The sequence below is a fragment of the Synechococcus sp. MU1648 genome, assembly GCF_023630615.1.
Classification (GTDB): domain Bacteria; phylum Cyanobacteriota; class Cyanobacteriia; order PCC-6307; family Cyanobiaceae; genus Parasynechococcus.
Window position 1 is genome coordinate 108,578 of record NZ_JAKUHI010000005.1, and the last position, 25,421, is coordinate 133,998.

Sequence of the window (25,421 nt, forward strand, 5' to 3'; positions counted from 1 at the left end):
GGTTTGGGCCTCGTAGGTTTTCCTTTGTAGACCGCAGCCCGTCATGGGGACTCCCCTTTTCCCCTTCGCTCTCACCCTTCTGGCTGCTGTCACGGCGGCACCCGATCAGCAGGTGATGCGCGAGGAACGCTTTCAGACCGTTCTCGTTGAGATGGATGTGGCCGCTGCGGAGCAGGCCTGTCTGGACCCGCTGATCGCTGATACCGATCGCCGTCGCCAGGACTTGCGCGATCGACTTTTGGCGCTGCATCCCGTCATCGATTCGTTGGACTTGGTGTTGGAGAACGCCGAAGCCTTGATGAGCTGTGGCGCACCCGAAGCGGCGGCGGTGGTGCTCAATCGCTACAGCCCAAGGGCTGGCGATGAACGGCGGAGGTGGCTGTTGCTGCGCTGGCGAGCAGCAGCAGCAGCCCTGGATCACCGCCAGGCGGCTTTGGCCCTAAGGCGTTTGGTGGTCGGCAACCTGACCGCCCTGAACGCCCCGCTGTTGCCGGGTCAGGTCAATGGCCTGGATCAGTTGGCTTTGCACGAGGCAGCCCAGGGCCGAAACGCTGTGGCTGTGGAGGTGCAGTTGATGGCGGATCTGTCGGGTGTGCAGGGGGCGAGGCGAATGGCGCGAGCGGCGCAATGGCACGATACCGATCAGTTTGAGCAAGCGGATCAACTGCTGGAAACCGCCTTGGATCAGGCGGCGGCGGCAGAGGCCTGGGGATTGGCGATGGAGCTGTTGCATCAGCAGCTGCAACTGCAGCTGGCTGCAGGGGGCGATGGCGCCCGGCCGCGGCAGCGGATGGAACGGTTGGCCACTGTCCTTGACGACCGCTATGCCCTCCAGCAACTGCAGCCGGAGAACGACCCCGATCCCCTGCTGCGTTCACCGCGGGACCCCGGAGGCCATGCTGATGTAAGTCCTTCTGCCGTTGCACCGTCGCCATGACGCCCGATCACGGAGAGCTGCTTTACGAGGGCAAGGCGAAGCGGGTGTTCGCGAGCGCGGATCCCGACCGGGTGCTGGTGGAGTTCAAAAACGACGCCACGGCCTTCAATGCCCAGAAAAAAGCCCAGCTGGAGAACAAAGGTCGGCTGAATTGTCAGATCTCGGCAAGGTTGTTCGAGCTGCTGGAGCGCGAGGGGGTGCCGACCCATTACTGCGGTCTGGCCGGGGAGACCTGGATGCAGGTGCGACGGGTGGAGATCATTCCCTTGGAGGTGGTTCTCCGCAACACCGCCACAGGATCGCTCTGCCGTCAGACCCCAATCGCCGAGGGCACACCCATCGATCCAGCCCTGTTGGATCTGTATTACAAGGACGACGCCCTTGGGGATCCGCTGTTGACCGAGGCCCGCGTGCATCTGCTGGGTGTGGCGGACCCAGCGCAACTGTCAGCAATTGAACAACTTGCCCGCAGGGTGAATGGGGTGCTGCGGCCTTTTTTTGAAGAAATTGATCTGCAGCTGGTGGATTTCAAGTTGGAGTTGGGGCTCGCGTCCGATGGAACACTCCTGCTTGCTGATGAGATCAGCCCTGACACCTGCAGGCTCTGGGACCGCCGCAACAGCAACGCCGAGGACCGGATTTTGGACAAGGATCGCTTCCGCAAGGATCTCGGCGGGGTGATGGAGGCCTACGGGGAGGTCCTCAAACGGGTCCAAGGCACCTGCGCGAACCCCCGCAACTGCCTGTAAGGTCGGCGCACCTTTTTGTGGCTTCGGCCCAGCCTGCGCCTCGATGACACGCCGTTCGTCTCGCCGCTCCTCGGTTGCTGTTCGTCGCACGGTGTTGGGTCTGATGCTGGGGATGCCCCTGGTTGCCCAGCCGGTGCTGGCCCAGGAGTCTCCGCCGTCTGCCGCCGAAACGGTCGAGGTGGAGGAGACGGTTGTTGAGGAAACGGTTGTTGAAGAGACAGTTATCGAGCAGCCCAGGGTTCTGATCTCCGAGGTGCTGATTGAGGGCATCGAGGGTCACCCGGAGGAGGAACGCCTTCAGATCTCCACTTACGACGCGATGCAGGTGCGTCCGGGGATGCGTGTCACACGGGAGGAGCTGCAGAACGATTTGAATGGCATTCAGGCCACGGGTTGGTTCTCGGATGTGCGGATCGTTCCCCAGAACGGACCGCTCGGCGTGCAGGTGGTTGTGCAGGTCGCTCCCTTCCCCTCCCTTAGTGCTGTCGAGATCAGTGCCGACGACGAGGCTCTTCTGCCCGATGCGGTGGTGGAAGAGACGTTTGCGTCGGATTACGGCCGCACGCTCAACCTCAACGACCTGCAGCAGCGGATGAAGGCCCTGCAGAGCTGGATGGCCAGTGAGGGCTACTCCCTGGCTCGGGTGTCTGGTCCTGAGCGGGTCAGCCCCGATGGGGTGGTCACACTGAAACTGCTTCAGGGCAGCGTGGCTGGCGTCGAAGTCAAATTCCTCAACAAGGAGGGGGATGACACCGATGAGAATGGAAATCCCATTGGCGGTAAGACCAAAGAGTGGGTGATCACCCGGGAGATCTCGATTCAGCCTGGAGATCCCTTCAACCGAAACAAGCTTGAGAGGGATATCAAACGGTTATACGGAACCCAGCTCTTCAGTGATGTGAAGGTGACGCTGCGGCCTGTGCCCGAGGTGCCAGGGGATGTGTTCATTGTTCTCGGCATCGTTGAGCAGTCCACCGGTCAGCTTTCTGGCGGCCTTGGCTACAGCCAGAGCCAGGGCGTGTTCGGTCAGGTGCAGGTCCAGGAGACCAATTTCTTTGGACGTGCCTGGACTCTGGGTACGAACATCACCTACGGCCAGTACGGCGGTCTGGCCAACCTCAACTTCTCGGATCCCTGGATCTACGGCGACAACCACCGCACCAGCTTCCGAACGTCTTTGTTCTTGAGCCAGCAGGTGCCTCAGGTCTTCCAGAGCGAAGACAACGGCAACATCCGCACGGCCAAGCACTACGTCGACAACAACACCAACAAGGCCTACCGGACAGGCCGCAATTACGGCTTCACTGATGGTGATGCTCCGGGCAACATCAACAAGGCTGAGGACGAATATCCCAACCGCAGTTGGTTTGACTACGAGGGAGACACGGTGGTGCTGCGCAAGACCGGCGGCAGCTTTTCCTTTGCCCGCCCCCTGAACGGTGGTGATCCTTACAAGGATGCCAAGTGGAATGTGCTTGCTGGCATGTCCTTCGCTGAGGTGCGGCCGATCAACTTTGCCGGTGACTCAAGGCCCTACGGCGTCTCCACAAATAACTTGGGCAAGAAAGTTAAAAACGACGACATCATTTGCGTGTCGTACAACTGCGCTGACAGCAACACCCTTGTGGGGGTGCGTGTCGCCACCACCTACAACAATTTCAACAATTCTCGCAATCCCACTAGCGGAAACTTCTTCACCGCCGGAACCGAGCAGTTCGTCGGCATCAATAACGATTCGCCCACCTTCAACCGGCTACGGGCCAGCTACACCCAGTTCTTCCCGGTGGACTGGCTGAAGCTTCACAAGGGTTGCCGTCCCAAGCCCGGCGAAGAGGCCGATTGCCCGCAAGCCATCGGTGTGCAGATCAAGGGTGGCGCCATCATGGGTGAAGCGCCTCCATACGAAGCGTTCTGCATGGGTGGATCCAACTCGATTCGGGGTTGGTACGACTGCGACCTTGCTGTGTCCAAGGCCTTCAGTGAACTCACAATCGAGTACCGCTTCCCGCTGATCAGCATCTTCTCTGGTGAGGTGTTCATGGATGCCGGTACCGATTTCGGCACTCAGAAGGATGTGCCAGGCAAGCCGGGCCTGCTGCTCGATAAGGATGGCTCCGGTGTTTCGCTGGGTACCGGCGTGATTGTCACCACGCCGGTCGGTCCGATCCGACTTGAGGTGGCCAGCAAGGACTTCGCCTCCGACTGGCGCTTCAATCTGGGAGTGGGCTGGAAGTTTTAGTGACCAGCTGGCCTCAGGACTACTCAGCTGCCTGGACCCTGGCGGCTGAGACAACATGCTCCGGCGTCGGTCTCCACAGTGGGGCTGAGGCCACGGTGCAGCTTTGCCCGACGGATCAGCCGGGATTCCACATGCGCTTGCCGGGGATGGAGCAATCGATCCAGCTACGGCCGGATCAGGTGCGTGACAGCCAGTTGTGCACCACGCTGGATCTTGGCCCCAGCAAGGTGGCCACCGTTGAACATCTGCTGGCGGCCCTGGCGGGTTGCGGCCTCAGTCATGTCGAGATCGTGGTCAGCGGTCAGGAAGTCCCCCTGCTGGATGGCTCAGCGCTGGTTTGGGTGGAGGCCATCGCTGCGGCGGGTTTGGTCTCTGCGGCAACCCCCAGGCCGGCTCCACCCCAGTTGGACCAACCACTCATGCGTCATCGCGGCAGCAGTGTGATCACGGCCACCCCGGCGGACCGCTTCGCTGTCGTGGGAATTATCGATTTTCCTCAGCAGGCCATCGGCCGTCAGCAGTTCGCCTTGGACCTCACGCCCCAGCGGTTCGTGGATGAGATTGCTCCGGCACGCACCTTTGGCTTCCGGGAGCAGGTGGAGCAGCTGCGCGCTGCCGGCTTGATCCAGGGCGGAGCCCTGGACAACGCCCTGGTCTGTGACGGCGATCAGTGGATGAATCCTCCGCTGCGGTTCGAGGATGAACCGGTGCGCCATAAGCTCTTGGATCTGATCGGCGACCTGGCCCTCGTCGGTTTTCCCCAGGCACAGGTTCTTGTGTACAGGGGATCCCATGGTCTTCACACCGATCTCGCAGCCGCTTTGTGACTGAATCCACCACCCCAGACATCGTGCTTACCAGCGAGCAGATCGCCGGTTTGCTTCCGCACCGTTACCCCTTTGCTCTGGTGGATCGGGTCATTGCCCATGAGCCCGGGGTTTCGGCCACGGCGATCAAGAACGTGACGATGAACGAGCCCCAGTTCCAGGGGCATTTCCCAGAGCGCCCGCTGATGCCTGGGGTGCTGATTGTGGAAGCCATGGCGCAGGTGGGCGGGTTGATCGTGACCCAGATGCCCGATCTGCCCAAAGGACTGTTCGTTTTTGCCGGCATCGACGGGGTACGCTTCCGGCGCCCTGTGGTTCCTGGAGATCAGCTGGTGATCCGCTGTGAACTGCTCAGCCTTAAGCGCAAGCGCTTCGGCAAGGTCAAGGCAGAGGCCACGGTGGACGGAGATCTGGCCTGCTCCGGCGAATTGATGTTCTCCCTGGTGGATTGAGCGCGATGTCGCAGCAAACGGCGTCACAGCAGATTCACCCCACGGCAGTGGTGGACCCGAAGGCCGAGCTGGCCTCGGGGGTGGTCATTGGTCCTGGTGCAGTGGTCGGCCCTCAGGTGGTGATCGGAGAGAACACCTGGATCGGTCCCCATGCCGTGTTGGACGGTCGGCTGACCCTGGGGCGTGACAACAAGGTGTTCCCGGGTGCCTGCCTCGGACTGCCGCCGCAGGATCTCAAGTACCGCGGTGCCGAAACCGAGGTGCTGATTGGGGATGGAAACACGCTGAGGGAATGCGTGACGATCAACCGGGCCACCGAAGAGGGCGAGGTGACCCGTATCGGCAACGGCAACCTGTTGATGGCCTACTGCCATCTGGGGCATAACTGCGATCTCGGAAACAACATCGTGATGTCCAATGCCATTCAGGTGGCGGGCCACGTTGTGATCGAAGACCGTGCCGTGATTGGTGGCTGTTTGGGCATTCACCAGTTCGTCCATATCGGTGGGATGGCGATGGTGGGCGGGATGACCCGCGTGGATAGGGATGTTCCGCCGTACTGCCTGGTGGAAGGCCATCCGGGTCGTGTGCGGGGTCTGAACCGGGTGGGCCTGCGTCGCAGTGGCATGGCCGGCAATCACGACGGCGCTGAACTCAAGCAGCTTCAGGAGATCTGGACCCTGATGTATCGCTCCGATCTGGTGATTGCAGATGCGCTCAAGCAGGCTCGAGTCCAGGCGTTGCTGCCGGCCGCCGAGCACCTCTGCCGATTCCTCGAGGCATCCACTGGTCAGGGGCGACGGGGTCCGATGCCACTGCAGGGCCGCTGATGGTTCGGCTGCTGATCAGCACCGGTGAAGTCTCCGGTGATCTTCAGGGCAGCCTGTTGATTCGGGCCCTGCGGTTGGAGGCGGAACGGAGGGGCATTGAGCTCGAAGTGCTTGCCCTTGGTGGACCGCGCATGGAGGCGGCGGGGGCTTCGTTGATCGCTGATACCGCGCCGATGGGGGCGATCGGTCTGTGGGAGGCCGTCCCGTTGATTCTTCCCACGCTGCGGCTGCAGGCCCGGGTGGATGCGCTGCTTGAGGAACGGCCCCTCGATGGGGTGGTGCTCATCGACTACGTCGGAGCCAATGTGCGGCTGGGCACACGGCTGCGGAAGCAACGGCCCCACCTGCCGATCACGTATTACATCGCCCCCCAGGAATGGGCCTGGCGCTTCGGCGATGGCAGCACCACCCGTCTGCTGGAGTTCACTAACAAAATCCTGGCGATCTTCCCGGCGGAGGCCGAGTTCTATGCGGCCCGCGGTGCGGATGTGAGCTGGGTGGGTCATCCGCTGTTGGACAGTTTCCAGAATTTGCCCGACCGCGCCAGCTCCCGACGCCAATTGGGCCTGGATCCTGAGGCGCCGGTGTTGTTGCTGCTGCCGGCATCCCGGCCCCAGGAGTTGCGCTACCTGATGCCACCGTTGGCCCAGGCGGCGGCCCTGCTGCAGCAGCGCCACCCTGATCTTCAGGTGTTGCTTCCCGCCGGGCTGGAGCAGTTCGAACACCCCCTAGCTGTTGCGCTTGAGGAGGCTGGTGTGTGTCATGCCCGGGTGATTCCGGCCGCTGAAGCCGATGCTCTTAAGACCACCCTTTGTGCGGCGGCGGATCTCGCCCTGGGAAAATCCGGCACGGTGAATCTGGAACTGGCTTTGCAGGGGGTTCCGCAGGTGGTGGGATATCGCGTGAGCCGACTGACGGCGTGGGTCGCACGCCATGTTCTGCGGTTCCAGGTGGACCACATCTCGCCGGTGAATCTGTTGCTCAAGCAGCGGTTGGTGCCGGAGCTGCTGCAGGACGAACTCACCGCAGAAGCTTTGGTGGAGAGGGCTTTACCCCTGTTGACCGCCACCCCGCAGCGCCGGGCGATGCTGGAAGGGTATGAGCGGTTGCGGGCCACCCTTGGTGCACCCGGAGTGACCGGACGGGCTGCTAAGGCCATTTTTGATCAGGTGATCGGATGAAACGAACGCTGCTGCTGCTCTCTACCTGCTTGATGCTGTTCTGCTGGCCCCAGAGCGCCATGGCCGAACTGGAGACAGCCGTCTTCGCCGGTGGTTGCTTTTGGTGTTTGGAGCACGACCTGGAGGACCTGCCCGGGGTGCGTGATGCCGTGAGCGGCTACAGCGGCGGGCATGTGGAGCGACCCACCTACCGCCAGGTCAGCAGCGAGACCACTGGCCATCAAGAAGCGGTGCAGGTGCGTTTTGATCCTGAGCAAATCAGTTACGCCGAGTTACTGCGCAGCTATTGGCGCAATGTGGACCCCCTCGATGACGGTGGTCAGTTCTGCGACCGCGGCGATTCCTACAGGCCGGTGATCTTTACGGCCGATGCCGATCAGGCCCAGGCTGCTGAAGCCAGTGCCGAGGCGGCGGCCCGCGAGCTGTCGCAACCGCGGGCCGCGCTGAAAGTGGAGCTCAGGGAAGCGGCTCGGTTTTGGCCTGCCGAGGGCTACCACCAGAACTACGCAGAGAACAATTCCCTCAAATACAACTTTTATCGGTTCAGTTGCGGTCGCGACCGGCGTCTGGATGCGGTGTGGGGTGCTGAGGCGCGAACCGGTCAGCCATGGCGTTAAACCACTGAATTCGGTCAACTTCCTTAAGAAATAGACAATCAACCTGTTGAAAAGATTAAGCGCCGCAACCTGATTGATTCAGCAAGTTCTCAGTGAACAGACGGGTTTCCAGCCATCGACCAGGCTTGCGGCCATGCTTACGATCAGTCGGTAAGTGGAGGAATGTATGTATCTGCTGACCATTAAGGATGGTCTTGGCACCCGTCACATCGGTCCCTATCCGTCGCCGAAGCATGCGTCTGACGACCTTGATCGTGTGTTGGAAACTTGCTCTGAGCGAGCACGGTGGCAGATCCACGCGCTCGAAACACCAAGCCGCTCCCTGGAACTTCAAGCTGTTGCGTCTTGAGCAGTTGCGTCTTGATCAGCCCTGACGTCGCCCTGGAAAGCCACGGGTGAGACCGCTGTCAATCATCAGTCCAATACCGGCATTGATACAGATCAGGCTGAGGGTTCCGTACCAGAACCAGGGGCCACCGTCATTGCCCAGCATTTGAACGACCTTGCGGCTGATCGCTTCGCCGAACAGGCAGAGGCCCACCGGGAGCAGAAGCACCCCCAGCTGAGCCTTGATGTACCAGCGCACCGGGGATCGACTCATGACTGGGCCAGCACCCAGTTCACCAGGGTGCGCACGCCGTAGCCAGTCGCACCGGCTGGATTGACGCCTTTGCCCTTGTCACTCCAGACCGGCCCGGCGATGTCGATGTGGGCCCAGGCGGTCTCCTTGGCCACGAATTCCTTGAGGAAGAGGGCAGCGGTGATCGAGCCCCCTGGCCGCGGACCGGTGTTCTTCATGTCGGCCAACAATGACTTCAGCCCATCCTTGTAGGACTGCCGCAGGGGCATGCGCCACAGGCCTTCACCGCCGGAATGGGCGGCGGCATCGAGGGCTTCCGCCAGGTCGTCGTTGTTGGACCACAACCCGGCCATCTCATCGCCAAGGGCAATGACGCAGGCTCCGGTGAGGGTTGCCAAATCCACAACGGCATCGGGCTCCTGCTCACAGGCGTAGAGCAGGGCATCGGCGAGGGTCAACCGGCCTTCAGCGTCGGTGTTGTTGATCTCGATCGTCATGCCGTTGGCGGCCGTGACGATGTCACCGGGGTGGACGGCAGAGCCGTTCACCATGTTTTCGCAGGAGGCCACCACCATGTGCACCTCAACGCCGGCTGGCTTGAGTTCAGCGATGCTGCGCATGGCGCCCAGCACAGCGGCGCTGCCGCCCATGTCGAACTTCATCATGTCGATCTGCGCCGCGCCCACCTTGAGGTTGTAACCGCCGGAATCGAAGGTGAGGCCCTTGCCCACCAGGGCGACGCGGCGTTTCACTTCGCCCTCTGGGCGGTAAATCAGGTGAATGAATTTGGGCGGTAGATCGGAGCCCTGGCTCACGGCCAGAAAGGCGCCCATGCCTTTGGCTTCGCAGTCGCTGCGCTCCAGCACCTTGAGCTCAAGGCCGTGGTCGCTGGCGATGCCGGCGGCTGTTTCCGCCAGGGCGCCCGGGGTAACCACATTGGGGGGGGCGGCCACCAGCTCCCTGGCCAGCTCCACGCCGGCACAGGTGGCGTTGACCGCCATAAAGCCGCTGGCGGCGGCCGGGTCGAGGTCGATCAGCTCAAGAGCTTCGGGGATCCGGCGTGGTTCCGCCTCCTTGCGGAAGCGCTGGTCTTTGTAAAGGCAGAGCCGCACGGCTTCAGCACTGATGCGGGCCGCTTCGGTGGCATCGGTTCCATGCCATGGCAACTGCAGTCCCAGAGTGCCTCCACAGCCGATCGCGGCCTTGGCTGCACGGGCAGCGGCGCCGCGCAGGCGGTCGATGTCGATTCCATCGGCGTCGCCCAGGCCCAGCACCACCAGGCGCTCTGGGCCAGCACCCAGGGGCGTGATCACCAGTTGATCACCCGGCTTCCCCTTGAACTCCTGCTGTTTCAGGGCGTCGGTGATCCCCGCAAAGCGCTGTTCCAAGGCCGTTGCGGTTGCATCGGCATCGCCCTGGGGTAGCCCCACCGCCAGCACATTGCCGTTCCACTCCTGCAGACCGTTGGAGGACAGGGAGAAGCGCATGGATGGACGCATCGGCAAAGAACGAGCGTAGCGATCCTGCGCGACGCCTTTGCACCTTGCTGATCAGGGCGAACAGCGCTGGTTCAGGGCGGTGATGATCAGCTGCTCGGCATCCGGTTGGCTCTGGATTACGAAGGCTTCCTGCTCGAGTGCAGTGTTGTTGGACTTGTAGTGGTTGTGCAGCAGTTAGCGGATCCGGCTCACCACCGCTGGATCAACCTTGCGTTGCACACCGATCAGCGAGAGCGCTCCGTTGGGACAGCTCTGGGCGGCATGCACCGCTTCATGCAGCAGCACGGCCCGGGTGATGCCGAGCTCCCGCACCAGGGGCGAAATCTCCAGTCGTTTCTCCGCCGGGATGAAGCGTCCGTAGGCCTGCCCCGGGGGCTGCCGTTCTTCAAGCGTGAAGCCATGCCGCAGCAGGCTTCGCTGCAGCTGTGCGAGGTCGGCAGCGGTGGCCGGCAGGGCCAGTAGCAGCAGAGCAAGGGCCGTTTGGGTTGCGGTCACAAGTCGGCGTTGAAGGGGGTGGCCCATCGTTGGCGGGTTTCCTTGTTGAAGGGCGGCCACCAGCGTTGAATCAGCTGTTGTTCCAGGGCCCTCCGTGCGCGGGTGGCCTGAGGTACATCGCAGCTGAAGCGGATGCTCAGCTGGGCACTGAGTTCGCAGCGCTGAAGGGCTTCGCCGTAGGCGGCGAGGTAGGCCTTGCAGTCGTGATCGCCTTTCCAGCGGCGCTCGGCGGCGAGCGTTTCTCCCACATAGAGCAGAAGCGGCTGCTCCAGTTGGGTCGGCCGATCCATGACCAGGTAGATCGCGGCACCCCGATGGGACGGTTCCGGCCATCGCCAGAAACTCATCGCCAGGGGGGTCAGCGTCAGCGGATCCAGGGCCGCGGCAGCGTCATCAGGGGAGGAGCCGAACAGATCCCCTTGGGCGGCCTGAGCTGTTTCTCCGCGGAACAGCGGCGCTTGATGGTCATGCAGGCGCTGTTGCCAGGCGATCAGCTGCTCCCGTTGCAGGGGCAGCTCAGGCCCATTGCTGAAGGCCAGCGCACCGGTGGAGAACAGATCTCCCTGCATCAGTGAAGGGGCAGGCTGGGTCCGGCGCGGCGGATGCCGAAACTCACCCGGCCGATCAGGTTTTCCACGGTGCTGGCGGGAAGGCAGAGCCGTTCCTGCAGGTCAGCCAGATCTTTGAAACCGCAGCTGCGTCGCTCCCGCAGCAGGCTGGCCAGCCGTTGCTCTGGCCAGCAGAGCAGCTCGAGTTGATCGGCGCTGGCGTTGTTCAGGTCAAGGGGAGTGGCCTGCGGCTGCAACGGAGCATCGCCATGCCAATGGAAGACGAGATGCGGTGTCCAGAGCCTGCTCAGATCGATGGGCAGCTCTAGCAGCCGGAACAAATCATCAGCGCAGGCGAATTGCACGCCCCCCTGTTGCAGGCGCACCAGCAGATCGGCCATGTCCTGGCTGCAGCCGGGCAGTTGAAGCCACTCATCGCGGCTGGCCCGATTCACATCCATCACCCAGGCTGGAGGCTCGGCCTCGATCGCTAATGGCTGTAGTGGCGCTGGACGGGGTGGTGTTGGCAGCTGCCCGGTGGCCTGCAGCACCCGCCTGGCCAGGGGATCCAACCAGTGGCTGCGGGGCATGCTGCTCAGCAGAGATGGGCCGACATTAACGAGGGTGGTGGGGTTGCGTCAGCGCAGGGCGCGCACAAGACCCTCGCAGCCCCCCTGTTCGTCGATGTAGCGGCGCATCAGGTCGTCGTAACCGGGAGCGCTTTGCACCTCCTCGCGCTCGGCGGCGCTGACCCCTTTGCTGAGCAGAAACCGGTTGGCGATGTCGCGGGCCTGGGCAGCTTTCATCCGTTTGGTTTCAATCAGACAGCGGGCATTGGCCTCGGCGATGGTCACCAGGGCGGTCGTGCGCTCGCTTGCGGCATTCACCGCTGGCATCCCGAGGCTGCTGACGCTGAGAACGACCAGGGCTGCGGTGGCGGCGCGTCGGACCATGGCGTCAAGACCGTTCAACTCCTCTCAGGATGGTCCCTTTGGGGCTAAGGGGTCCAGCGGGGAATCGGCATCGGTGGATCCACCAGATTGTGTTGAAAGGCCATCAGCACAGCCTGGGTGCGGTTCCTGGCATTCAGTTTGCGCAGCAGCCCTGTGATGCAGTGCTTGGTGGTTTCAATCGAGATGTGGAGTTGATCCGCAATCTCCTGATTGCTCAGGCCGCGGCAGAGGCCACGCAGTACGTCTTCTTCCCGCAGGCTCAGCACGTCGCTGATCGGATGCCCCACCCCTGCCAAGCTGCGGTCGTGATGGGCCACGCCGGCAATTACCGGATCCATGTGGCTGCCATCGCTTTCCATGGCGCGCAAGACGCTGAGCAAGCCGCCGTCGCCAATGCGCTCATGGCTGCAGAGACCGTCGCAATCAGCCGCTGCAGCGGCACGAATGGTGCTGAGCAAGGGGCGTTGGATCAGCATCAGGCAGCGCAGCGAGGGCTGGTGGGCCTTGGCTGCTGCCACCAGGGAGGGGCCGCTGCCACGTTCGAGCCTGTCGCTGCAGATCAGCAGATCGGCGGCCGTACTGCTGAGGCAGGCCAGGGCTTCCGCTTCGGTGCTGGCAGCCCCCACGATGGAGCCGATGCCATCGAGGCTGTGCAGCAGGCCGCTGACCAAAACCCGATCGGCCGAAGCGACCACCAGACGACGCCCCTCCAGCAGGGGCCGGTTGCGCTGGGGCAGCTCACGCATCGCGGCCAGCTGAGCGGTGAAGTTCACATCCTGAATGCAGCCCGAAACTCACCATGAATCCCATGCCGCCTGCGGGCGGTGCTGGTCAGGAAGACCGTACAAAAATCCCGCCTCAGGCCTCGGCAAGGTGCGGCGATTACCCCTCAAGCAAGTCGATTGTTCTTGGCAGAATTGCCTGTGCCCAGCGCGACTCGACATGGCCTTCTTCGATTCCGACATCGTTCAGGACGAAGCAAAGCGGCTGTTCAGCGATTACCAGCAGCTGATGCAGCTGGGCAGTGAGTACGGGAAGTTCGACCGAGAGGGCAAGAAGAAGTTCATCGAGACGATGGAAGAGCTGATGGGCCGCTACCGGGTGTTCATGAAGCGCTTCGAGCTCTCGGAAGATTTCCAGGCCAAGCTCACGGTGGAGCAGCTGCGCACCCAGCTCAGTCAGTTCGGGATCACCCCCGAGCAAATGTTCGAACAGATGAATTCCACCCTCGAGCGGATGAAGGCCCAGATCGAGCCTCCCTCGCCGAGCTGAACCAGCACTCGTACGATCGCCAGCGCCCGCTCGTTGCGCACCCCATGTCGGACTCAACCCCGTCGCTGCCGAATTGGCTGTCTCGGGGCATGGCCGATTTGTTCCCGGCCGGCGACCCGAGCGATGCTGATCAGGCCCTGGCGGCACGGCTGGTGCAATCCGAGAAGGAGGGCAGGCCGCTGAGGGTGAAGCTGGGCATTGACCCCACCGGCAGCAACATTCATCTCGGTCACAGCATCCTGTTCCGCAAGTTGCGGGCTTTCCAGGACGCAGGCCATACGGCGGTGTTGATCATCGGCGATTTCACCGCGCGGATCGGCGATCCCACGGGCAAGAGCGCCACCCGGGTGCAGCTCAGCAAAGAGCAGGTGGCTGCCAACGCCTCCACCTATCTGCGCCAGCTTGGGCAGGACCAGGCCAAGGAGACGGCACTGCTCGATTTCGAAACGCCTGGACGCCTAGAGGTGCGATACAACAGCGAGTGGTTGGAGGGAATGGACCTGCCGGCTGTGATTGGGCTGCTCGGCACCGGCACCGTGGGCCAGATGCTGGCCAAGGACGACTTCTCCAAGCGTTATGGCAGTGGCACCCCTATCGCCCTGCATGAATTCCTCTACCCGCTGCTGCAGGGCTATGACTCGGTGGCGGTGAATGCTGATGTGGAGCTGGGGGGCACCGATCAGAAGTTCAATGTGGCCATGGGCCGTGATCTGCAGCGCCATTTCGACAAGGGCACCCAGTTCGGCCTGCTGCTGCCGATCCTGGTGGGGCTCGACGGGGTTCAGAAGATGAGCAAGAGCCTGGGCAACGTGGTGGGACTGGAAGAGGATCCTCTCTCGATGTACTCCAAGCTGGAGAAAGTCGGCGATGGGGCGATCAACGACTACGTGACGTTGCTCACCGATCTCGATCTGGCCTCGTTGCCGGAGAACCCGCGCGAGAAGCAGAAGGCGATGGCCCTGGCGGTGACCGCCAGCCGCCATGGTCTGGCGGCGGCGGAGAAGGCGCAGAGCGATGCCGCTACCTTGGTGGGCGGAAGCGGTGATGCCGGTGCCGATGTGCCCGAGGCGTCGCTTGCAGAGGTGAACTTCCCGGCCAAGGCCTTCTATCTGTTCAGTGCCGTGGGCATCTGCGCCAGCAGCAGTGAGGCCCGCCGTCAGATCAAAGGGGGTGCGGCGCGCCTGGATGGGGAGAAGATCACCGACCCCAACCAGGAGTTTGCGTCGGCAGCGGAGCTGGAGGGCAAGGTGCTGCAGCTGGGCAAGAAAACCTTCCGGAGGCTGACGGCTTGAGCTGCCAGTAATCCCCCTTTTGGGGGATCCGCCAAGAGAGAACTGGCGCGATGGTGAGTTCATCCGAGCGACGAACAATGACAGCGCCATGTCTTGAGGCTGAATGCAAATCCGATCAGCAAATTGCTGCTGATTTCTTATCTTACCTGCAATCGCAATTTGAGGATCCTGTCGCGTATGAGGTGGAGCCGACGCGACTGACTGGAGGCTTCGATGCTCGGTTGTATCGCTACCAGCTTGTTGATCAGGAGCCACGGGTCCTCCGCATTGAGCGTCCTGAGCGAAAAGAGGAGGGGCTTCTATATCAACAGTTTGTGTATCAGACCCTGAATCAGCAGGGTCTCAAGACTCCTGTGATTCATCATGTTTGTGGAGATAAATCTATTTTGGGTGGGGTCTTTGCGGTCATGGATCTCTTGCCCGGCCGAACTGTGTTTGAGCTGGCTCCAGAGCTTCATGCCAAGGTCTTGGGTGAGTCGATGGCCACCATGCACGAGATGGATGTGAGGCCCATCGTTGAAGCCTGCAGGCAGTCTGATGTCCCGGATGAGCTGTATTTGAGTCCAATTAGTCATCAAAAGGCGTTGGATTCTTTGGAAGAGGCGCACCCATGGGCTTCTGAATTGGTTGGTTGGTTGCGCACTCATTTGCCTCTTGATGGGAGGGATCTCGCTGTGATTCATGGTGACTATCACGGGAATAATGTGATGTTTGATAATGGCTCTGTTTCAGGGATTCTGGACTGGTGGTTTTCTGTTTCTGATCCCGCTGTGGATCTGGCTCATACAATGAATGTTTATCTGGTTTTCGCGCGCCAGATTGATCCGACGATGTTGCCTCATTTTTGGGATCAGATCATCGATGGGGTTCTCAAGGCTTATCAATCCATCAGGCCTCTAAATCACGAGCACATCCAGGCCTTTCGTGTGTTTCACCTCTTCGGAGTCTTCATTGCCGGTGCCACTGGTGTTGGCCTCGAATTCATGCGAAAGCCTGAATCGCAGCGCGACTATCTGAGTTTCATTGAGCAAACGACAGGCCTCACGCTGTCTCCCTCAGTCTGAACCCTGGTTGAGATGCATCTGCCGGCGCGACAGGATGGACTCCGGATCAATCGCTTGCCTTGGCTCCGTCGCTCTCCGCTGACCCCGCCGATCGGATCATCGTGGCCCTCGATGGCATGGCGCCTGATCAAGCGCTGCGCTTTGCCGCCCAGGTGGCGGGGCTGCGCTGGGTGAAGGTGGGCCTGGAGCTGTTCGTGCAGGCCGGCCCTGAGGTGGTGGCGCAACTTCGGGATCAGGGTCTGCGGGTGTTCCTCGACCTCAAATTTCACGACATCCCGGCCACGATGGCGGGGGCTTGCCGGCGGGGGGCGGCGCTGGGGGCGGAGTTGATCACGGTGCATGCCTGTGCTGGCAGCGAAGCTCTCAAGGCGGCCCAGGCTGCGGCGGTGGAAGGAGCCCAAAGGGCTGGGCAACCCGTTCCAACGCTGCTGGCGGTGACGGTGCTCACCAGTTGGGAGGAGCAACGGTTGCAACGGGAACTCGCTATTGCCCAGGGCATTGCCGAACGGGTGCCGGCGTTGGCGCAGCTGTCGGCAACTGCCGGCATCGGCGGCTGCGTCTGTTCACCCTTGGAGGCCGCGGCGCTGCGGGCGCAGCATCCGGAACCGTTCGCGTTGGTCACCCCTGGAATTCGCCCCACAGGCACCGCAGTCGGTGATCAAGCCCGGGTGATGGGGCCCGCCGAGGCGATTAAAGCCGGGGCCAGCCAATTGGTGATCGGCCGGCCGATCACCAAAGCCGATGACCCCAGCGCCGCGTTTGCGCAGTGTTGCGGGGCGCTTTGATCGCCCTTCTCTTGGTTACCAACAGGGCAACGACGTTGAGCGATCCATGCGTGGCTGGTTGAGGTTGCTGGCTTCTTTGCTGGCGCTCGGGCTGGGCGCACCACGGGCGAATGCCAATGAACCGGGGCTGACCCCACAGGAGGTGGTGCGGCGTTACAGCCGCACCGTGGCCTGCCAGATCCATGAGGGGGTGCCGGGGTATCGCCAGTACGTGACGGTCACCCTGGAGCCTGAGCTGCCCGATGGCATCTTTGGCGTCTGGCTGGTGGCCTGGACCGGTGATCTCGGTTGCATGGGGGGCAACGGCACCCAGGGGGTGCAGCTGGCTCTGGTGAAACAGAACGGTTTTTCGCGCCGGGTGGTGAGTCCTGTGGTGGTGGATGCCGCGCCGCTGACCGGTCTGGTGATGAACGGTTTGCGTGACATGCAGTTCAGCGATGGAGTGCTGACGGTGCGAGGCACCACGGGACGTGAAGCCTTCGGCACCTTTCAGGAGCTAACGCGGCGCTACCGCTATCACGGAGGGTGGGACCGTACCAAGCGGTTCGAGCGCTTGCCTTAGAACTTGAAACTCAGGCCGCCCTGCGCCTGCCAGCTGGTGCCGCGGTCGCCACCCCAGACCAACGCACCACCGCGGGCATAGACGCCCACGGATGTGCCATTGAAATTGTAGGAGGTGTAGTCGAGTCCAAGTTCGATCAGGGCGGCGTGGTCGTCGCCGCCGTTCATGTCCCAGCGTTTGGTCTTGCCGGATTCGCGGTAGGTCACCTTTTGATCACCGCCGCTGATGCCCCAGTCAGCGGCCCAGCCCACGCGTAACGACGGTAGAAACACCGAGCGTTCGCCATCTCGGATTGGACGAGCAAATTTCAGTGAGATCTCACTGCCCACCTGGTCCACTTCCATCGCGTGGTATTTGAGCCGATCCTCGCGATCGGCACCGTGTTCGCTGAATCTGTCGAGGCTGGTGTTGGTGTAGCTGACCTGGGCCTGCGGCTCGATCAACCAGTCACCGCTCTCGAGGGGGGCAGCCACGCTGACGACGCCGGTCCAGGAATTGCCGCTGCGATTGCCCTTGGCGGTTTCGCCGTGGGTGGAGCGGCGGTGCTCACCGTCGTAGCCACCGGCGCTGATCATGCCCCGCAGCACAAAGGTTTTGCTCCAGTACTCGGCGTAGGCTCCGCCTCCCCAGCCATCGGCATCCCAGCTGCCGCGTCCACCATCACGGCCATTCATTACCGCGTAGGTGCCGAACAGGCCGATCCGGGTTTCATCGCTTAAGGGGATGTCGACACCGAGTTGGGCGCCACCGTTGTCGAAGTCGGCGTAGCGATTGCCCGTGGTGCCGTTGCTGCTAACACCGCCGAAACCGCGCACCCAGGCATTCACGGCGGGCTTGTTCACCTCATTGGTGAATAGCAGGCCATGGGGATTGATGATTTCGCGATAGCGAATGCCTTCTACGTCGATGAAGATGGTGTCGTCGTCGGCATCAAAGACAACAGCATCGGCCTGTGCCTGGAGTGTTCGTTCCAGATAGGCCTCCGCAACAGCGGGATCGAGTGAATCGCTCTTCATCCAGAGCGGACGGATCGGTTCGGCTGGTTCCGCGGTTGGTTCCAGCGCTGGTTCAGGCCCTTGCGCAGGAGTGGGTTCGGGTGCTGCTTCCTCCGCGAATTGCCGGTAGGGGGGAGCTGGCGGGAACTGGGTGCAGGGCCCAAAGCACTGGGGAATGATCACCGCAGGGCGCTGTTTTCTGCTGCTCTTGGATGTCTTGGAGTCGTCAGGTACCTCGTCGTCATTAGGATCTTCAGGGTCTTCCGGCTCTTCCTCAGGCAGACACACCTCGCCACCGAGAGGATCAATCGTGCAGCTCTGGGCATAGACATCAACCGGCTGCAGTAGCTCCGCCATCAGGAGCCCAAGGCTGCCTAGCAGTAAGGCTTGGAGAATGTGTTGGGCGCGACGGTTAGTCGCCATGCTTTGGATGACATCGAGGGAATTATTCTGATGTGGTTTGCATCAATTGGCGACCTCTAAAACATCGTTTTGTCGTGATTCAATTTGGTGATAGGAACGAATCCCAGACTTGCTTTGTGGAGATGTAATAGTGACGTCTAGCTCAATCGTCAATCATTGAAAGATAGATCCTGTTCGATTTGGACCAACCCCTGCTAGTTGTCTGTAGGGGTGAAACATGTCTCTGACATTTTTCCGTTGGCAGGGGTGAACAAAGGTCTGCATCGCTAGAGATCAAAAGTGTCTGCCCCTTCAGTGTTGTGATGTTGTCTGCGACGACCTTCGTATTCATGCGCAATAACGGGGGTAGGCAGGAGTGGTTTCAGGTGCAAAGAAAGCTCAATGAGACTTTGGATGAAATCGCTGCACAGGCAACGAATGCAGAGCATCAGCTGCAGGTGAGTGTGGTGGGTATGGGGGACGGCAGCGATGCTGATTTGCCCGCGATCTACGCCGATCTTTTGGTGAGCGCACCTTTGACCCCAGCGAAGGCGGCTGGGAATACGACTACTTCACCAGTTACGCCCTGCCGGACTTCGTCAGCTGAGAGGTTTGGATAACAAGAGCCAGTGGTGATCAGCCCTTACCTTTCTGCCCGATTTTGGGTTCAGTGCCCGCCAGCAGTCGCTCGATGTTGCTGCGATGGCGCCAGAGCACCATCAGGCTGGCCACAAGCGACACCACCACGTAGGCGCTGCTGCCGCCGGAGAGCGCCATCAGTACCGGCAATCCGATGGCGGCTACCACGCTGGAGAGCGACACGATCCGGAAGATCGAGATCAGGGCCATGAACAGGCCAAAGCAGGCCAGTCCCACGGGCCAGGCCAGGCCGAGAAACATGCCGAACCCGGTGGCCACCGCCTTGCCGCCCTTCCAACCCAGCCACGCCGGCCAGATGTGCCCCGCCAACGCGGCTAGGCCTGCCAGCACCTGCACCCAGTCGTTAAGTCCAACGCTTTTGGCCAGCAGCACCGCTAGGGCGCCCTTGCCCACATCCAGCAAGAACACCACCAGAGCAGGGCCTTTGCCCACATTGCGCAGCACGTTAGTGGCGCCGGTGCTGCCGGAGCCGCAGTCGCGCAGGTCGATGCCTTTGAGCCAGCGGCCGGCGAGGTATCCACTGGGGGTGGCTCCCAGCAGGTAGCCGATGGCCAGGAGCAGCAGAGCAGTGAGGATCACAGCAGATCGTCGTCGTCGAGGCGTTCACCCGGTCCGGCCGCGAAGGCCAACCAGAGGGGGAACTGAAGCACAGGGATGTCGACGCTGCGCTCAGCGGCATCGATCAGGATCAACGGCACTTCGCCCCGCTCCTCCAGTCGGTCGGCCCGTTCCACCAGGGCTTCGGGGCGTTCGAACAGCACGATGCCACTGCTGGGGCCGAAGTCTTCCCGGCCCAGGCCGAGGGCATCTTGCAGGCCTCGCCGCCATTCGCCGAGACGTTCGGGGCCGCCGGCCAGCACCAGGCACTGGAACTGATCGCCGTAGAGCTCGCCGATCACCGCGATCAGGGCGGCACTCACCAGGATGTTGCGGGGCCGGGTGCCGCGGCTGGGCTGGGCGCCGCGTCCGCCTTGATTGAAAAACCAGTCTTCAAGTAGGGCCGTGTCGCGGGCGTCGATGCTGCGCCGCAGCGTCCAGGGATCGGCGTAGACGTCGGGCTGTTTGAGGAACCGCTCCAGGGTCTGGCGGATCAGCTCTTCGTCGGGTCGGAAGGTGTCCGCCACCGCCGGAGGCGGTGTGCTTTCACCGCTGCTATCTGGAGCCGCAGCGCTGTCTGCGGTCTGATCCAGGGGCGATGGCTTCACCACCATCGGCTGCACCACCAGCTCAAGGTTTTCGACGCTCTGCACCAGATCCTGCAGGGCGCCGCCCAGGTACTCCTGGAAGCCCTTCACGCGCCGTGCGATGGCGTCGGATTGGCCGGCGAAGTTGGCCTTGAGCTCGGTTTCGAGCTGCTCTTTACGGCTGGTCAGGGCGGTGATTTCCGTCTCCAGCGCATCGCGGCGGATTTGCAGGTCCTTGAGAGCTAACTCCATTACGGGGTTGGTCTCCGCCGCGTCTGGCTCGCAGCTGGTTGCGCTGGTGGTGTCACCTGTTGATTCCGTAGAGGCTTGTTCCGTTTCAGGCGCCTGGCTGGTCAGGTCGGTGTCGTCGGGCATTGCGTCAGCTGCCGTGCTCTCCATCCCTCTATTCCAGCCGAAGGGGCCGCAGAAAAAAAGTCGGCATCACAACTGTGCTGTTGGTGCACGATATTGATTCGATTCATTCACTATTTCGACGCGAAATCGTGTTATGGCTGGGTCGTGTTCGTGTCGTCCTTGGGTGCTTCCAGGGATCCGACCCGCAGTTCCAGCTGGTCTCGCAGCTCCTTGGGGCTGAACAGGATCGGCAGAAAGTGAATGCTCTGGGTTTCGCGGAAATAGAACAGGCCCGGCAGCCAGGGTGCGAACAGCCGCCAACTGAGCCATTGGTCGTAAGGAAAGCGGCGCAGCTCGCGGCCGTTCTGCCAAACGATCAAAGCCTCCTCTTTGAATTCCAGACGCAGGCTGGCGCTCTGGATCAGTAGAAACAGTCCGAACAGCGACACCACCAGGGTGGGCCAGGGGGTTAGCGGTAACGGCAGCAGTGCCAGTCCGAGGCCCACCACCAGCAGCGGCAGCCGCACGTCCGGCTTGAGGGTGACGGGGGTGGGGGTTGAACTCATGTTCCGAATAGCACCTGGGTAAGAACGACATCCATCAGGGCCACCAGGATCAGAATCATTACCACCGCGCCGGTGGTGCTGGTGCCCACTTCCTTGGGGCCGCCGCGGGTGGTCAGGCCCCAGCCGCAGGCCACCGTCGCGATGATTAGCCCGAAAACCAAAGCCTTCACCAGCATGAATGGCAGGTCAAGGGGGTCCATCCAGGTGCGCACCGACGTCCAGAACACCGCCGGCGGGATGTTGTAGAGGGCCGTGCTGGTGAGTTGGCCCGACCACACCGCGACGAGGAAGAAGAAGAAGCACTGCACCGGTGCCATCACCACCATGGCGATCATTCGGGGCACCACCAGGTACTCCACCGGATCAGTGCGCAGCATCGTGATGGCGTCGATCTGTTCCGTCACCTTCATGGTGCCCAGCTGGGCGGCGTAGGCAGTAGCCACCTTCCCGGCCAGCAGGCATGAGGTGAGCAGGGGAGCGATTTCCCGGGCCAGCCCGATCGCGAGGATGCCGCCCACCGTCGCTCCCGCTCCCTGGCGGGTTAGTTCGGCGGCGACCTGAATGTTGAACACCGAGCCTGCAGCTACGGAGATGATCAGCACGATCAGCACGCTGCCTGGGCCGGCCTCCAAAAGTTGATCGAACAGCTCCCCTCGATCGATGCGTCCGCGCAGGGTGGCTGCCACGGCCTGCCCCCCGATCAGCAGGCTGGATCCCAGGCGTTTGATCGAACGGGGCGTCTTCATCCGGCGGCCTTCTGTAGATGGGCTCCACGGTCAGGCCAGCCTCGCATCACTGCAAGGCCGCAGAACACAAGGACGGCTGGAAGCAGGCCCATGCACATGCGGATCGCCAGCAGGGCTGAAAACGGTTGTTCGATAAAACTCAGGGCTCCACTGCAGTCGCCCCCTTTGGCGGAGATGTAACCCGTGAGCGAGAGCAGGCTGCCGAACACCGACATGGTTAAGCCGATGATCAGCTTTTGGCCGAACACCATCCAGGCGGTGTAAAGCCCGGCGGGTTTGCTCGGGTCGGCGTCGATGGCATCGGGAAGCAGCGACCAGGGGATCAGATAGGCGGTGGCGGCCCCCACGCCCACGAGGGAAATCAGGCCGACCAGCGGCAGCAGTTGCAGCAGGCCGGGATCCGCCGGCAGGGGTGGGAACACCATCGACAGCAGGCAGGCCGTGATCCAAAGCCATGCGCCCCAGCGCAGGGCGGCCACCCTGCCGTTGCGGTTGCTGAGGGTGCTCCAGAGCTGAAGGCCTAGCAGGGCGGCGATCTGGAAGGGCAGCAGGATCCAGGTGGACTGGCTGGCGGGCACATGCACCACTTGCACCAGCCAGATCAGGGCAACCACCTGCATCAGTTGCAGGCCGAACCAGAGCAGGACGTACAGCCCCAGCACTTGGCGGAAACGGGGGTTGGCCAGCACCCGTTTCAGTTGCTGCATCGGTGCTTCGCTGGTGGCTACGGGGCGCTGGGCCCGTTTGGCGTAAGGGGCGAGTCCCCAGCAGCAGAGCAGCGTGGCGATGGCGGCGATGCTGCCCGTGATGCGGCCCATCGCCAGGTAGCCCCCGCCTCCATCGGTCAACACCACCGATGCCACGACGAGTCCACTCAGGCCAGCCAGGATCGATCCGGTGAATCGCGCCGCATTGAGGCGGGTGCGAATGGCGGTGTCCGGCGTTAGTTCGGTGCTGAGCGCGGCGTAGGGGAGGTTGACGCTCGTATAGGCGGTCATTAAGAGGATCGCCATTGCCGCGTAGTAGCCCGTGCGTTGCCAGGTATCCCCGGGGGGGACCCACCACATCGCTGCCAGGCTGATGCCCAGCGGTAGGGCTGCGGTCAGCATCCAGGGCAGTCGCGGCCCCCAGCGGCTACGGGTGTGATCGCTCAGCCAGCCGATCATCGGGTCATTCAGTGCGTCCCAGACTTTGCTCACCGTGAGCAGGGAGCCGGCGATGTAAGCCGGTAGGCCTGCGGCGCAGATGAAAAAGGGGAAGAGATAGAAGCCCAGCTGGGTTGCGGCAAGTCCAGTACCGGCATCGCCCAGGCCGTAGGCGAGCATCAGCCTGCGGCGAGACCCCTGCAGGGATGCGTCGGTCGGTGTCACTCGGAGGCTTCGGGCAGGCGAATTGCCATAATGAATGCGTACTCACGACACCACCAGCCCTGCGGCACTGGTTCGTTTGTACTGTGCGGGTGTTGTGTAATGGTAAGACCTCAGCCTTCCAAGCTGATGACACGGGTTCGATTCCCGTCACCCGCTCTGTTCACAACCGAAGGTCGGTTGTCTCCTCATCGGCGAGCAGCAGCACGAAGCTTCTGCTCTGCACCGGAATCTCTACACCGCTGAAGCTGGCCGGTTCTGCCGGAAAATCTTTGGGACTTGGTAGCGATGTGTCGATCACCCGCTTCCAAGGGGAGGCCGGAATCGGCAACTCAAAACTGAGACTTTCCTTGTAGGCGTTGAAGCCCATCCATAGAAGTGCGCCGCGGCTGCCGCTGTGGAGGCTGGTGGCCGTGGTGCGGCTCCAGGCCGCCCAGTCGGGTTTGGCCAGGCTTACTCCGTGCCATTGACGCCAGAGATCGCTCTGTTGTTGAGCTGATTTGCGGTTGCTCTCCCGCGGCGGCACCAGAGGGTTAAACAGCTGCGGCAGGGCCTGGCGCAGGCGCAGTAGGCGCTGCAGAAACTGCTTGAGTTCCAGGTCGCAGTGGTCTTCATCCCAGACCATCCAGCCAAGCGGGCTGTTCTGGCACCAGCTGTTGTTGTTGCCCCCCTGGCTGCGGCCCACTTCATCGCCCATCAGCAGCATCGGCACGCCACGGGCCAACAGCAGTGAGCTGAGCAGGTTGCGTTGCTGACGCCGACGCAGGGTTTGCACCAGAGGATTGCTGCTGGGGCCTTCAATGCCATGGTTCCAGCTGTTGTTGTGGTTATCGCCGTCGCGATTGTCTTCGCCGTTGGCCAGGTTGTGTTTGCGGTTGTAGCTCACCAGATCCGCAAGGGTGAAGCCGTCATGGGCGGTGATGAAGTTCACCGAACGCCCCAGGGCGACCGGTTTGCCGTCATAGAGATCAGGGCTGCCCTTGAACCGCTGGGCCAGGGTCCAGGTGCTGTGCTCGTCTCCTTTCCAGAAGCGCCGCACCCCGTCGCGGAAATGGCCGTTCCAGGTGCCGATCCGCTCGGCGGGAAAGTCTTCTAGCCGATACAGGCCGCCGCAATCCCACGGTTCACTCACCAGCTTGAGATCGCTTAGATGCGGATCGGCCTCCATTGCCGCGAACAGGGGTGGTTCGTCCAGGGGGTTGAGTTGATCGCCGCGGCTCATGGCGATGCCCAGGTCGAAGCGGAAGCCATCCACCCCCAGCTCCAGGGCCCAGCAGCGCATCGAATCGAGGATCAGCTGGGTGCTGATTGGTGCATTGGCGGCGATCGAGTTGCCGCAGCCGCTCACGTCCTGGTAGTCGCCGTCTTCGTTTTGGTGGTAGTAGACGTTGTCCGCACAGCCGCGCCAGCTCAGGGTGGGGCCATGGCGGTTGCCCTCTGTGGTGTGGTTGTAAACCACATCCAGCAGCACCTCGACGCCGGCGTCATGGCAGGCGGCCACCAGTTGGCGCACTTCATGACGGGCCTGGAGCGGATCGCCACTGCTGCAGTAGCCGTGGTGCGGTGTGAACCAACTCAAGGGGCTGTAGCCCCACACGTTGTCGCGCCCGGGGGGAGCATCTGCAGGGTCGAAGCAGAACACCGGCAGCAGCTCAACCGCCGTGATGCCTAGCTCCGTGAGGTAGGGCAGCTTTTCGATCAGTCCGAGGTAGGTGCCACGGTGTTCAACGGCGACCCCTGCATCCTCCCGGCGGGTGAAGCCGCCCACATGTAGCTCATAGATCACCGTGCGTTGCCAGTTGTGGCGCGGTCGGGGATGGGCCTGAAAATCGAACAAATCCCGTTCGCAGACCACCCCCTTAAGGCAGGCATGGGCGTTGGGCGAGGGGCCGGTGGCCAGCCCCCGGTCGTAGACATCCCAGCCGCTGATGGCGCGCGCGGCGGGGTCTAACAGCACCTTGGAGGGGCGGAAGCCGTGCTCCCCGGCCGCCAGAGGCCCAAAGACGCGGTAGCCGTAACAGCAGCCCTCGCCGAGACCTTCCACCTCCACATGCCAGTAGTCGCCGGAGCGGTGACGTCGACTATCCAGTTCGATCACCCGCTTCGGACTGCGGTCATTGCCGTTGCCGTAAAGCAGCAATTCGATGCGGTCGGCTCCGGGGGCCGCCAACACGAAGTTCACCCCCCTGGTGGTAATGCTGCTGCCAAGGGGCCAGGGAGAACCGGTGTGAATGCCACTCAAGGCTGCTGGGGCATCTCGACTTC

General features: G+C 62.3%; 28 protein-coding genes and 1 tRNA gene. 15 read left to right on the plus strand and 14 right to left on the minus strand.

Going from position 1 to position 25,421, the window contains the following annotated elements; translation table 11 throughout:
• Positions 1-43 precede the first annotated feature (43 nt).
• The 9 genes from NCN06_RS07535 (at position 44) to NCN06_RS07575 (ending at position 8,181) form a co-directional block, all read left to right on the plus strand.
• Positions 44-937: a hypothetical protein gene (locus NCN06_RS07535; RefSeq protein ID WP_226398003.1), complete on the plus strand. Its 894-nt coding sequence runs from the start codon at positions 44-46 to the stop codon at positions 935-937.
• Positions 934-1,686 carry a phosphoribosylaminoimidazolesuccinocarboxamide synthase gene (gene purC / locus NCN06_RS07540; RefSeq protein WP_115022341.1) on the plus strand — a complete coding sequence of 251 codons (753 nt, stop codon included), beginning with the start codon at positions 934-936 and terminating at the stop codon, positions 1,684-1,686. The genes NCN06_RS07535 and purC overlap by 4 nt, the downstream gene beginning before the upstream one ends.
• 43 nt (positions 1,687-1,729) lie before the next feature.
• Positions 1,730-3,925, plus strand: coding sequence for a BamA/TamA family outer membrane protein (locus NCN06_RS07545; RefSeq protein WP_250398811.1), 2,196 nt, complete (start codon positions 1,730-1,732; stop codon positions 3,923-3,925).
• A complete protein-coding gene (gene lpxC, locus NCN06_RS07550; protein WP_226398005.1) occupies positions 3,925-4,752 on the plus strand; it encodes a UDP-3-O-acyl-N-acetylglucosamine deacetylase in 828 nt (275 codons plus the stop codon). The genes NCN06_RS07545 and lpxC overlap by 1 nt, the downstream gene beginning before the upstream one ends.
• A complete protein-coding gene (gene fabZ / locus NCN06_RS07555) occupies positions 4,749-5,204 on the plus strand; it encodes a 3-hydroxyacyl-ACP dehydratase FabZ (RefSeq protein ID WP_115022337.1) in 456 nt (151 codons plus the stop codon). Before lpxC ends, fabZ begins: the two co-directional genes overlap by 4 nt.
• Before the next feature lie 5 nt (positions 5,205-5,209).
• The gene (gene lpxA / locus NCN06_RS07560; protein WP_115022335.1) at positions 5,210-6,034 is read left to right on the plus strand and encodes an acyl-ACP--UDP-N-acetylglucosamine O-acyltransferase; all 825 of its coding nucleotides are present in this window, start codon (positions 5,210-5,212) and stop codon (positions 6,032-6,034) included.
• The gene (gene lpxB, locus NCN06_RS07565; protein ID WP_226398006.1) at positions 6,034-7,215 is read left to right on the plus strand and encodes a lipid-A-disaccharide synthase; all 1,182 of its coding nucleotides are present in this window, start codon (positions 6,034-6,036) and stop codon (positions 7,213-7,215) included. The genes lpxA and lpxB overlap by 1 nt, the downstream gene beginning before the upstream one ends.
• Positions 7,212-7,832 (plus strand): peptide-methionine (S)-S-oxide reductase MsrA, encoded by a 621-nt coding sequence (msrA, locus tag NCN06_RS07570; protein ID WP_226398007.1) that lies wholly within the window; start codon positions 7,212-7,214, stop codon positions 7,830-7,832. Before lpxB ends, msrA begins: the two co-directional genes overlap by 4 nt.
• A 166-nt stretch (positions 7,833-7,998) precedes the next feature.
• Positions 7,999-8,181, plus strand: coding sequence for a hypothetical protein (locus NCN06_RS07575; protein ID WP_115022302.1), 183 nt, complete (start codon positions 7,999-8,001; stop codon positions 8,179-8,181).
• Positions 8,182-8,196: 15 nt separating this feature from the next.
• Here NCN06_RS07575 and NCN06_RS07580 read toward each other — a convergent pair whose 3' ends face one another.
• The 7 genes from NCN06_RS07580 to NCN06_RS07610 all read right to left on the minus strand — a co-directional run bounded on the left by NCN06_RS07580 (position 8,197) and on the right by NCN06_RS07610 (position 12,653).
• A complete protein-coding gene (locus NCN06_RS07580) occupies positions 8,197-8,433 on the minus strand; it encodes a hypothetical protein (protein ID WP_115022300.1) in 237 nt (78 codons plus the stop codon).
• Positions 8,430-9,899, minus strand: coding sequence for a leucyl aminopeptidase (locus NCN06_RS07585; protein WP_226398008.1), 1,470 nt, complete (start codon positions 9,897-9,899; stop codon positions 8,430-8,432). The genes NCN06_RS07580 and NCN06_RS07585 overlap by 4 nt, the downstream gene beginning before the upstream one ends.
• Positions 9,900-10,085: 186 nt before the next feature.
• On the minus strand, positions 10,086-10,406 hold the full coding sequence (locus NCN06_RS07590; protein ID WP_226398009.1) for a hypothetical protein: 321 nt from the start codon (positions 10,404-10,406) through the stop codon (positions 10,086-10,088).
• On the minus strand, positions 10,403-10,975 hold the full coding sequence (locus tag NCN06_RS07595; protein WP_226398010.1) for a GIY-YIG nuclease family protein: 573 nt from the start codon (positions 10,973-10,975) through the stop codon (positions 10,403-10,405). The genes NCN06_RS07590 and NCN06_RS07595 overlap by 4 nt, the downstream gene beginning before the upstream one ends.
• On the minus strand, positions 10,975-11,544 hold the full coding sequence (locus tag NCN06_RS07600; RefSeq protein WP_226398011.1) for a ComEA family DNA-binding protein: 570 nt from the start codon (positions 11,542-11,544) through the stop codon (positions 10,975-10,977). The genes NCN06_RS07595 and NCN06_RS07600 overlap by 1 nt, the downstream gene beginning before the upstream one ends.
• A gap of 48 nt (positions 11,545-11,592) precedes the next feature.
• Positions 11,593-11,907 carry a hypothetical protein gene (locus NCN06_RS07605; protein ID WP_226398012.1) on the minus strand — a complete coding sequence of 105 codons (315 nt, stop codon included), beginning with the start codon at positions 11,905-11,907 and terminating at the stop codon, positions 11,593-11,595.
• Positions 11,908-11,951: 44 nt separating this feature from the next.
• Positions 11,952-12,653 carry a response regulator transcription factor gene (locus NCN06_RS07610; RefSeq protein ID WP_115022611.1) on the minus strand — a complete coding sequence of 234 codons (702 nt, stop codon included), beginning with the start codon at positions 12,651-12,653 and terminating at the stop codon, positions 11,952-11,954.
• A 196-nt stretch (positions 12,654-12,849) separates the two neighbouring features.
• Here NCN06_RS07610 and NCN06_RS07615 point away from each other — a divergent pair, with 196 nt between their 5' ends.
• From NCN06_RS07615 to NCN06_RS07635, 5 genes are read left to right on the plus strand one after another with little or no spacing between them, the layout of a single operon-like run.
• Positions 12,850-13,179: a DUF1825 family protein gene (locus NCN06_RS07615; RefSeq protein ID WP_115022290.1), complete on the plus strand. Its 330-nt coding sequence runs from the start codon at positions 12,850-12,852 to the stop codon at positions 13,177-13,179.
• Positions 13,180-13,223: 44 nt separating this feature from the next.
• Positions 13,224-14,471 (plus strand): tyrosine--tRNA ligase, encoded by a 1,248-nt coding sequence (gene tyrS, locus NCN06_RS07620; protein WP_250398812.1) that lies wholly within the window; start codon positions 13,224-13,226, stop codon positions 14,469-14,471.
• 50 nt (positions 14,472-14,521) lie between these two features.
• Positions 14,522-15,535: a phosphotransferase family protein gene (locus tag NCN06_RS07625; protein ID WP_250398813.1), complete on the plus strand. Its 1,014-nt coding sequence runs from the start codon at positions 14,522-14,524 to the stop codon at positions 15,533-15,535.
• 59 nt (positions 15,536-15,594) lie between these two features.
• Positions 15,595-16,320 carry an orotidine-5'-phosphate decarboxylase gene (gene pyrF, locus NCN06_RS07630; protein ID WP_250398814.1) on the plus strand — a complete coding sequence of 242 codons (726 nt, stop codon included), beginning with the start codon at positions 15,595-15,597 and terminating at the stop codon, positions 16,318-16,320.
• Positions 16,277-16,882, plus strand: coding sequence for a flagellar basal body rod protein (locus tag NCN06_RS07635; protein WP_250398815.1), 606 nt, complete (start codon positions 16,277-16,279; stop codon positions 16,880-16,882). The genes pyrF and NCN06_RS07635 overlap by 44 nt, the downstream gene beginning before the upstream one ends.
• Here the strand turns inward: NCN06_RS07635 and NCN06_RS07640 are convergent.
• The 6 genes from NCN06_RS07640 to NCN06_RS07665 all read right to left on the minus strand — a co-directional run bounded on the left by NCN06_RS07640 (position 16,879) and on the right by NCN06_RS07665 (position 23,114).
• Positions 16,879-18,300: an autotransporter outer membrane beta-barrel domain-containing protein gene (locus NCN06_RS07640; protein WP_226398017.1), complete on the minus strand. Its 1,422-nt coding sequence runs from the start codon at positions 18,298-18,300 to the stop codon at positions 16,879-16,881. The genes NCN06_RS07635 and NCN06_RS07640 overlap by 4 nt on opposite strands.
• A 615-nt stretch (positions 18,301-18,915) precedes the next feature.
• Positions 18,916-19,518, minus strand: coding sequence for a glycerol-3-phosphate 1-O-acyltransferase PlsY (plsY, locus tag NCN06_RS07645; RefSeq protein ID WP_226398018.1), 603 nt, complete (start codon positions 19,516-19,518; stop codon positions 18,916-18,918).
• A complete protein-coding gene (locus NCN06_RS07650) occupies positions 19,515-20,522 on the minus strand; it encodes a DUF3086 domain-containing protein (protein ID WP_226423405.1) in 1,008 nt (335 codons plus the stop codon). Before NCN06_RS07650 ends, plsY begins: the two co-directional genes overlap by 4 nt.
• A 107-nt stretch (positions 20,523-20,629) precedes the next feature.
• Positions 20,630-21,043 carry a DUF3119 family protein gene (locus tag NCN06_RS07655; protein WP_226423404.1) on the minus strand — a complete coding sequence of 138 codons (414 nt, stop codon included), beginning with the start codon at positions 21,041-21,043 and terminating at the stop codon, positions 20,630-20,632.
• Entirely contained in the window at positions 21,040-21,789 is a 750-nt protein-coding gene (locus tag NCN06_RS07660; RefSeq protein ID WP_250398816.1) for an MlaE family ABC transporter permease, read from the minus strand. The genes NCN06_RS07655 and NCN06_RS07660 overlap by 4 nt, the downstream gene beginning before the upstream one ends.
• Positions 21,786-23,114, minus strand: a complete 1,329-nt coding sequence (locus NCN06_RS07665) for an MFS transporter (protein WP_250398823.1) — start codon at positions 23,112-23,114, stop codon at positions 21,786-21,788. Before NCN06_RS07665 ends, NCN06_RS07660 begins: the two co-directional genes overlap by 4 nt.
• 130 nt (positions 23,115-23,244) lie before the next feature.
• Between NCN06_RS07665 and NCN06_RS07670 the strand changes: the two genes are divergently transcribed.
• Positions 23,245-23,315: transfer RNA gene (locus tag NCN06_RS07670), tRNA-Gly, on the plus strand.
• Positions 23,316-23,319: 4 nt separating this feature from the next.
• Here the strand turns inward: NCN06_RS07670 and NCN06_RS07675 are convergent.
• Positions 23,320-25,398: a glycogen debranching protein gene (locus NCN06_RS07675; RefSeq protein ID WP_250398817.1), complete on the minus strand. Its 2,079-nt coding sequence runs from the start codon at positions 25,396-25,398 to the stop codon at positions 23,320-23,322.
• Positions 25,399-25,421 lie beyond the last annotated feature (23 nt).